This is a genomic window from Streptomyces sp. NPDC006879, assembly GCF_042869595.1.
GTDB lineage: Bacteria > Actinomycetota > Actinomycetes > Streptomycetales > Streptomycetaceae > Streptomyces.
The window spans coordinates 24,367-30,366 of sequence record NZ_JBIAGC010000059.1 but is presented as its reverse complement, the minus strand read 5'-3'; the positions used below and the strand labels follow the sequence as shown (position 1 = coordinate 30,366).

At 68.3% G+C, this 6,000-nt stretch carries 7 protein-coding genes and 2 pseudogenes; 5 read left to right on the top strand and 4 right to left on the bottom strand.

Features of this window, described 5'->3' with window-relative positions; genetic code table 11:
- Positions 1 to 161: 161 nt before the first annotated feature.
- The 3 genes and pseudogenes from ACFYMC_RS27635 to ACFYMC_RS27625 all read left to right on the top strand — a co-directional run.
- Positions 162 to 644 (top strand): hypothetical protein, encoded by a 483-nt coding sequence (locus ACFYMC_RS27635; RefSeq protein ID WP_388530169.1) that lies wholly within the window; start codon positions 162 to 164, stop codon positions 642 to 644.
- 87 nt (positions 645 to 731) lie between these two features.
- Complete coding sequence (locus ACFYMC_RS27630) at positions 732 to 983, top strand: hypothetical protein (RefSeq protein WP_388530166.1); 252 nt, start codon at positions 732 to 734, stop codon at positions 981 to 983.
- A gap of 379 nt (positions 984 to 1,362) precedes the next feature.
- Positions 1,363 to 1,611 (top strand): annotated as a pseudogene (locus tag ACFYMC_RS27625) (transposase family protein); the annotation flags it as partial.
- An 84-nt stretch (positions 1,612 to 1,695) separates the two neighbouring features.
- On the opposite strand, the pseudogene ACFYMC_RS27620 reads toward ACFYMC_RS27625, so the two are convergent.
- The 3 genes and pseudogenes from ACFYMC_RS27620 to ACFYMC_RS27610 form a co-directional block, all read right to left on the bottom strand.
- A pseudogene (locus tag ACFYMC_RS27620) lies at positions 1,696 to 1,860 on the bottom strand (hypothetical protein); the annotation flags it as partial.
- Between the two features lie 6 nt (positions 1,861 to 1,866).
- The gene (locus ACFYMC_RS27615; RefSeq protein ID WP_388530164.1) at positions 1,867 to 2,040 is read right to left on the bottom strand and encodes a DUF5958 family protein; all 174 of its coding nucleotides are present in this window, start codon (positions 2,038 to 2,040) and stop codon (positions 1,867 to 1,869) included.
- 43 nt (positions 2,041 to 2,083) lie between these two features.
- Complete coding sequence (locus ACFYMC_RS27610) at positions 2,084 to 2,611, bottom strand: hypothetical protein (RefSeq protein WP_388530161.1); 528 nt, start codon at positions 2,609 to 2,611, stop codon at positions 2,084 to 2,086.
- Positions 2,612 to 2,796: 185 nt separating this feature from the next.
- Here ACFYMC_RS27610 and ACFYMC_RS27605 point away from each other — a divergent pair, with 185 nt between their 5' ends.
- Positions 2,797 to 3,291: a DUF402 domain-containing protein gene (locus ACFYMC_RS27605; protein WP_388530159.1), complete on the top strand. Its 495-nt coding sequence runs from the start codon at positions 2,797 to 2,799 to the stop codon at positions 3,289 to 3,291.
- 309 nt (positions 3,292 to 3,600) lie between these two features.
- Here the strand turns inward: ACFYMC_RS27605 and ACFYMC_RS27600 are convergent, their stop codons facing one another.
- Entirely contained in the window at positions 3,601 to 4,230 is a 630-nt protein-coding gene (locus ACFYMC_RS27600; RefSeq protein ID WP_388530156.1) for a hypothetical protein, read from the bottom strand.
- A gap of 273 nt (positions 4,231 to 4,503) precedes the next feature.
- On the opposite strand from ACFYMC_RS27600, the gene ACFYMC_RS27595 reads away from it, so the two are divergent.
- Complete coding sequence (locus tag ACFYMC_RS27595) at positions 4,504 to 5,856, top strand: helix-turn-helix domain-containing protein (protein WP_388530153.1); 1,353 nt, start codon at positions 4,504 to 4,506, stop codon at positions 5,854 to 5,856.
- Positions 5,857 to 6,000 lie beyond the last annotated feature (144 nt).

Here is a 6,000-nt window from a genome sequence, read left to right as displayed (position 1 = left end):
ACTGCGGTGCTCGACCACCCGGATCACCAGCCTCATCCAGGCCATCCTCACCCTTCATCTGACCAGCTCAGAGTGAAGATGGAAAAGGCTCACTGGACAGGGTTCACCTGCCTGCCGTCCTGAAGCCACGACGTGGAGTGGGCGGCTCGGGCATCGCGTTCGTGGACAGCGAATCCGACGCCGACTACCAGCTAAGGCACCGCACCCAGTGGTCCGACCTGCTTCTGGAAAGCAGACTCCCCCCGTTCGAGCATCCGCGAAAAGAGTGGCTCGCGGACTACGTGTCCGTCGAGATGGCCAGCACCCAAGACGACCATGTTCCAGTCGCGATCTTCGACAAGGCGCCCGTCTCCGTCCACCGGCACACCGGGCCGGATGCGTCCGACGCCGTCAGCGTCACCGGCGATCTGACCCCGACGATGCTGCCGCACATCGTTCGAAAGCGCGTCCTCGATTACGTTCGGAAGGTACTCGACGCACTCCGTGTGCGATGGTGCGTTACGCACACCGAGGTCAAACTCCTGCCGGATGCAGTCGATCTCATCGAGGTGAATGGGCGCGTCGGCGGCCATCTGCCCAGGCTGCTCGCGGTTCTTGGGGGGCCGAACCTCCTCACGATCGCAATGAACCTGGCACTGGCGTAGGAGCCTGAGATCCCCCCACTCGCCGACGGAGCGACTCAGGGGTATGCCATGGGACTGTTCCCGGCCTTCGGGGAAAGGACGGGAACCGTGCACTCAGCTGTTTCACGTGACCAGCTGGAACGGTACCCCTGTGTCATCCAGGTAGAGGAGGTCGCCGAGCACGGCGCGCCACGTAGGGCCAGCGGATACCGGGCCGCGAACGTCGTCCTGCGCGCCGGTGAAGAGGAAGAACTCACCCTGGCCGTCACTGCGATCGCGACGGGGATCGCCACACTCTTCAGTGCCGACGGACTTGATGAAGACCCGTGGTTCGAGAACTTCCGCTCAAAGAATCGTTGACCATGGTGGGTGGAGAAGCCGTATCTCAACCGATCACGGAACGTGCGGGTCGAACAGGTTTCCCGCCGGGGTGATCTTCCCATTGTGCGCGCATGAAGACAGGGCCTCACGGCGGCGACATCACTTACCTGCCAGTGGGCGACGGCGAGTTCCTCTACAGTAGGCCACCATCAACGTCGCCAATGGCTCTGGATCCTTCTGCGCCAGGGCCCGGGCGCTGCATAGCGAGTCCGCAGCCGGAGCCAGGAACGCCGGCGCATCATCCGCAATGAGCCTTTTCTAACCTGGTTCGGGCGTGGGGCTGTTGGGCTGACAACGTGGTGAAGCCCCTGGTAGATGGGTTTTCGACCAACAGAACCGTCTCCACCAGAGGCTTCACGTGCTTGTTTGCCCGTCGGGCGTCGACGTGTCCAGTTCCGCCCTCCGCTTCCTCATGCAGCAGCTGCGGCGCCACCGCCACACGATCGGCTCCCGTTGGCGGCGCCTGAGCGCCGGCCGCCAGGCCCCGCTCACCCTCGCCCCTCTGCGGATGGGACACACCTACGCCCAGCTCGCGGCAGGCTTCGGCATCGGCACCACGACGGCCTACCGCTACGTCACCGAGGCGATCGAGCTCCTGGCCGCTCTGGGCAAGGCCGGTTGGCCACGAGAGGTTGTGCCACGCGTGTCCGCAGATGCCTTTGCAGTACGTCTCGCGGCGGCGAGCGTCAGCAACGCAGAACACGCAAACGAGGACGCGGAACGCCTTGACGTATTCGGCGGTGGGAAGACCCGCGAACCCGTAGCGGGGCGGGTTCAGACAGATCATGACCGAGGGGTTGGCCGTGGGCTTCACACCGGACCGCGCCACACCCGCACGGCCATCCGCGGCTGACATGTGCGCTTACACCCCGTAGCCAGCGACTTCCCGCAGAACCTCCTGCTGGCGCGTCGGGGCGAGGTCGGAGAACCAGCCCACGCCAGCGTCCAACGTGCGCAGCCCCTGGGCGATCTCATTGACGACCCGCTCGGTCTCGCGCCGGAAGGCGCGACCGTCGTCGCTGCTCGGTTCGTTCACCGCCTGATGATTCCACGACGCCGGTTCCGGGCGAAGCCCGGTTTCAGCACCTTCGAAAGCGCGGACGGGAAGCGGAAACAGTCCGCTCCCTCGAACTGGCAGTGCTGCCGGACTGCCACTCCTCGGCTCGCCGTGCCCGGCAGTGCTTGGGGGAAGCAGCCACCTCATCCGGCGCGACGTGGTGAATTGCGTCAGTCCGCGGAGCGCGGAAGTGCGATGGAACGGCGTCTATGTCGCCGACGTAGGCCGCCTTCTCGGTGGCGAGCCACTTGGGATAAAGGGCCTGCATCTTCGGCCTTGCAGTGACGCCTTCGACGGCCTCCGGCGTGGAACTGGCGCGCCGCGTCCTGAGTTGGCCGCGGACGCCGTAGCCCTCGTACGGCTTACCCGCGGGCTGGGTGAGCCGTACGTCCAGTCGGCTTGCGCCACGCTCCGCGCACCACCACTCGGCCCAGCCTCTGGCGGCCTGCTCGTGCCCCTGGTCAGCGCAGGGCGGGTCAATGCGGAGGTCACCGATGCGGCCCGCGAGGGTGCCGTTGTCGTCGACCACGGCCACGGCGCCGTGTCCCACCGGGGTACCGGAGTCCGTGATCGCGGCGACGCTCCACGCTTCGATGCGTGGAACGCGTGGGCATCGTGTGGTTCGCCGGCAGGCGGTGATGATCCGCGGTGAGTGGAAACTCCGATCGTCTCCGGGGATGGTGTGGCTACGATGCGCCGGGAAACGGGGACACGAAGGCGAGGACTGAGCAGCCGATGCGACAGCTGGTGGACGTAGTGCTGACCAAGCGCGGCCGGGTCAAGATCCGTTATCGGGCCGGGCTGCTCCATGACGACGGGGCGAGGGTCTCGGTGAGGGCGCCGTGGTCGGCGTCCGGGGTGCGGGACTTCGGGTTCGTGCAGTTCGAGCCGGGTGACGTGTTCATCGAACACTACTGGCGGGAACGCTGGTATGCCGTCAAGGAGGTTCGCGACGGCGCTGGGGTGCTCAAGGGCTGGTACTGCGACATCACCCGGCCCGCTGTCGTGCGGGAACCGGCAGGGGGGCCGGTGGAGATCGTGGTCGAGGACCTCGATCTGGACCTGTGGGTGTCGGCGGACGGTACCGCGATCCTCAGGTTGGACGAAAACGAGTTCGCGGCGAGCGGGCTCGCCGCGGCGGACCCGGAGGCCGCCCGGCAAGCGTTGGCGGCCCTCGACGAATTGGAACAGCTCGCAAAGGAAGGCGCATTGACCGGGCTACTGGACTGACTCGTGTCATCCTTGGCGGCGAGGTGAGCGGTCTCCAAGGGATGGCGGAACCTGCTTGGACCTGGTCGGGGAGGCGCAGGAGGTGACCCCTCGCCCGTCGGCACTTCGTCACACGAGCAAGTCGCGCGCGCTCCTTCGTCTTGGTCGTACGGGACGAGCGACACCGTACGGTCACACGTGACCGTACGGTGTATGCCGCCGATGGTCACGGGCGCCTCGCTCCTCCCCCGGGCGAGCGAGGCGCTCCGCACCTGCCGCCGGCAGGCCGAAGTCAACCGGCGGTCGATCGCTACGACTCGTCCCTCCGACTCAGTGGAGCGAGTCCACTGCCTTGATCATCGTCTTCTTGAAGTCTGCCACCGGCAGGTCCTTCAGACTTCCCATCTGACCCCACTCCACAATGGTGACGGTCCGCCCGTCACGCCCGATGCCGAAAAGGTTGGCGTCGTTGGCGCCGTAGGGCATCTCGGTGTGGACGCCGTACACGTGGGCGCCCTCCTCGACGTCGACCTTGCCGTAGTCGTCCCAAGCGGCGGAAGCACCCGGAGTCTCTCGCAGGAACTCCGCGGCGCAGCTGGCAGCTGCGTCCTTCGCCTTGGCTGCGAGCTTGCGGGCCGCGGCCTCGGTGCGCATCGTGACCGTGACCTGCTCTGCCCCCGTGTCGAGGTCGGTCCAGTACAGGCGGTGCCAGACGTCCCCCCTGGCCGGAAGGACCGTCGTGGCGCAGTACCCCGGGCTGGGCTTGCCCTCGGTGACGGGGCCCGCTCGCCACTCGGTGCCCCAGCCGTCAGGCATGTCGGAGGCAGCCAGGAAGCCGGGTACTACCTTGGGCGCCTCGGCCTGCGCGGTGGCAGTGCCGATGAAGGGCGTGAGCAGGGCCGCTGCCGTGACGGCGGCGAACACGGCGCCCTTGCGGAGGTTCTTCTTCCGGTTTGTCATCGAGGTGTCCCCGTTTCGTGGTTGCAGAAGGAGCAGGAGCTGCGCGAGGCGTCACGGTGGCTCGTGCGAAACCCCGCCGAGCATCGTCGCGACGGCTCGGTCAGCGGGTGTCACCAGACTCAACGGCCTCCCTGTCCCTCGGCAAGCTGCCGAGCTCGGGACGGGACGGCGGGACAGGTACGCGTAGGCTGGCCTGGGGAAACGTCAACCGTCCGGGATGAGAGCCGGGACGGGGACAGCGGGACACCGGGCAGCGGAACGGGGACGTGGGACATGACGGGACAGCCGGACGAGGTCGGCCGGTTCGCGGAACATCTGCGGGAGTTGAAGGACCGTACGGGCAACAGCTACGGCGTGCTCGCCGGACGACTGCACATCGGCCGGTCGACGCTGCATCGCTACTGCCTGGGCGAGACGATCCCCTCCGACTACGCGGTGGTGGATCGCCTGGCCCGGTTGGCAGGGGCTTCCCGCGAGGAGTTGATCGAGCTGCACCGCCGGTGGGTACTGGCGGACGAGGCCCGCATGAGGGCTGCGACTCCGCGTGCGCCGGTCGCGCAGGGAACCGCGTCCCAGGCCACCGGTGGAACTTCGGGGTCGGCCGCTTGCGGACCGCACTCCTCTGATGCCGGACCCCACCTCTCGCAGGCCGCACCGCAGACCGACCAGGAAGCCGCCCCCGACGCCCGGCCCCGGCCGTCCGCTACCGGACCGCAGAGAGCGCCGAGCGAGCATGCGGACCCGAACGGGCCCGGGGCGCTCGTCGACAGTCGCTCCCAGAGCCCGCACCCCGACCTCACGTGGGACGGACCGATGAGCTCGCAGGCACCCTCACGCCGGCCTCGTAAGAGTCGGCGCCGGATCCTGACCGCGAGCGCGGCGGTCGTTCTGACGGTCGGGGCGGCTGTCACGGCGAACCGCCTCGCCGGTGGCGTGGACCAGCGGTCGGTGAACCGGCCCGGTCCGGCGCCGAACTCATCGGCCAGCGCAGCCCGCCCCACCGGACCCACCATGGCTACGGACGCCCACGTGTGGAACAACGGCTGCGAGCACTCCTACTTGGTGGACCGCAGGCCGAGCGTCGTCCCGCCGCCACCCGTACAACAGGACGCGGGGGCGTGGATGGGGTCCCTCGGCGCAGTGGACGGCGGGCGCACCATCGTGCAGGCCACGATCAGCGCCCCGAAGGACGGCGACGCCGTGGTGCAAGAGCTCACCGTCCGAGTGGTGAACCGGCGTCCCTCGTTGAACTGGTCGGCGTTCGCGATGAGCTCGGGCTGCGGCGGGAAGCTGACCCCGGCCCGCTACGCCGTGGACCTGGACGCCCCTCGGCCGCTGGCCCGCCCGGAGAACGGCGGCACCGTGGACGACGCCGGCAAGTCCCTCACCATTCCCGCCCCGCACCTGCCGTACCGGGTCGCGGAGGACGACCCTCTGGTGCTCCGCGTGGAGGCGACGGCCGTGGGCTGCGACTGCGACTGGTACCTGGAGGCGCAGTGGACGAGTGGCGATCGGCGCGGGACCCTACGCATCGACGACAGCGGCCGGCCCTTCCGTACGAGTGGCACGGGGACGGGCAAGAGTTACTACTACGCGAGGGACAGCGAGGGCTGGGCCGCCTACTGACACGGCCAGCCGACAGCGCGTCCAGACTGCGAACGGCGCGGTCGACGCGCATGCGGGGGAATGCCGCTGATCACGAAATGCGTCCTGAGCGGTGACGGCCCCAAGCGACGGGCAATGAGCTCCGCCCCAGAGGGGGAAGTGGCC

Coding starts and splice junctions, on each gene's coding strand:
- ACFYMC_RS27605 (WP_388530159.1), top strand. CDS start 2,797: ATGCGACAGCTGGTGGACGTAGTGCTGACCAAGCGCGGCCGGGTCAAG.
- ACFYMC_RS27600 (WP_388530156.1), bottom strand. CDS start 4,230: ATGACAAACCGGAAGAAGAACCTCCGCAAGGGCGCCGTGTTCGCCGCC.
- ACFYMC_RS27595 (WP_388530153.1), top strand. CDS start 4,504: ATGACGGGACAGCCGGACGAGGTCGGCCGGTTCGCGGAACATCTGCGG.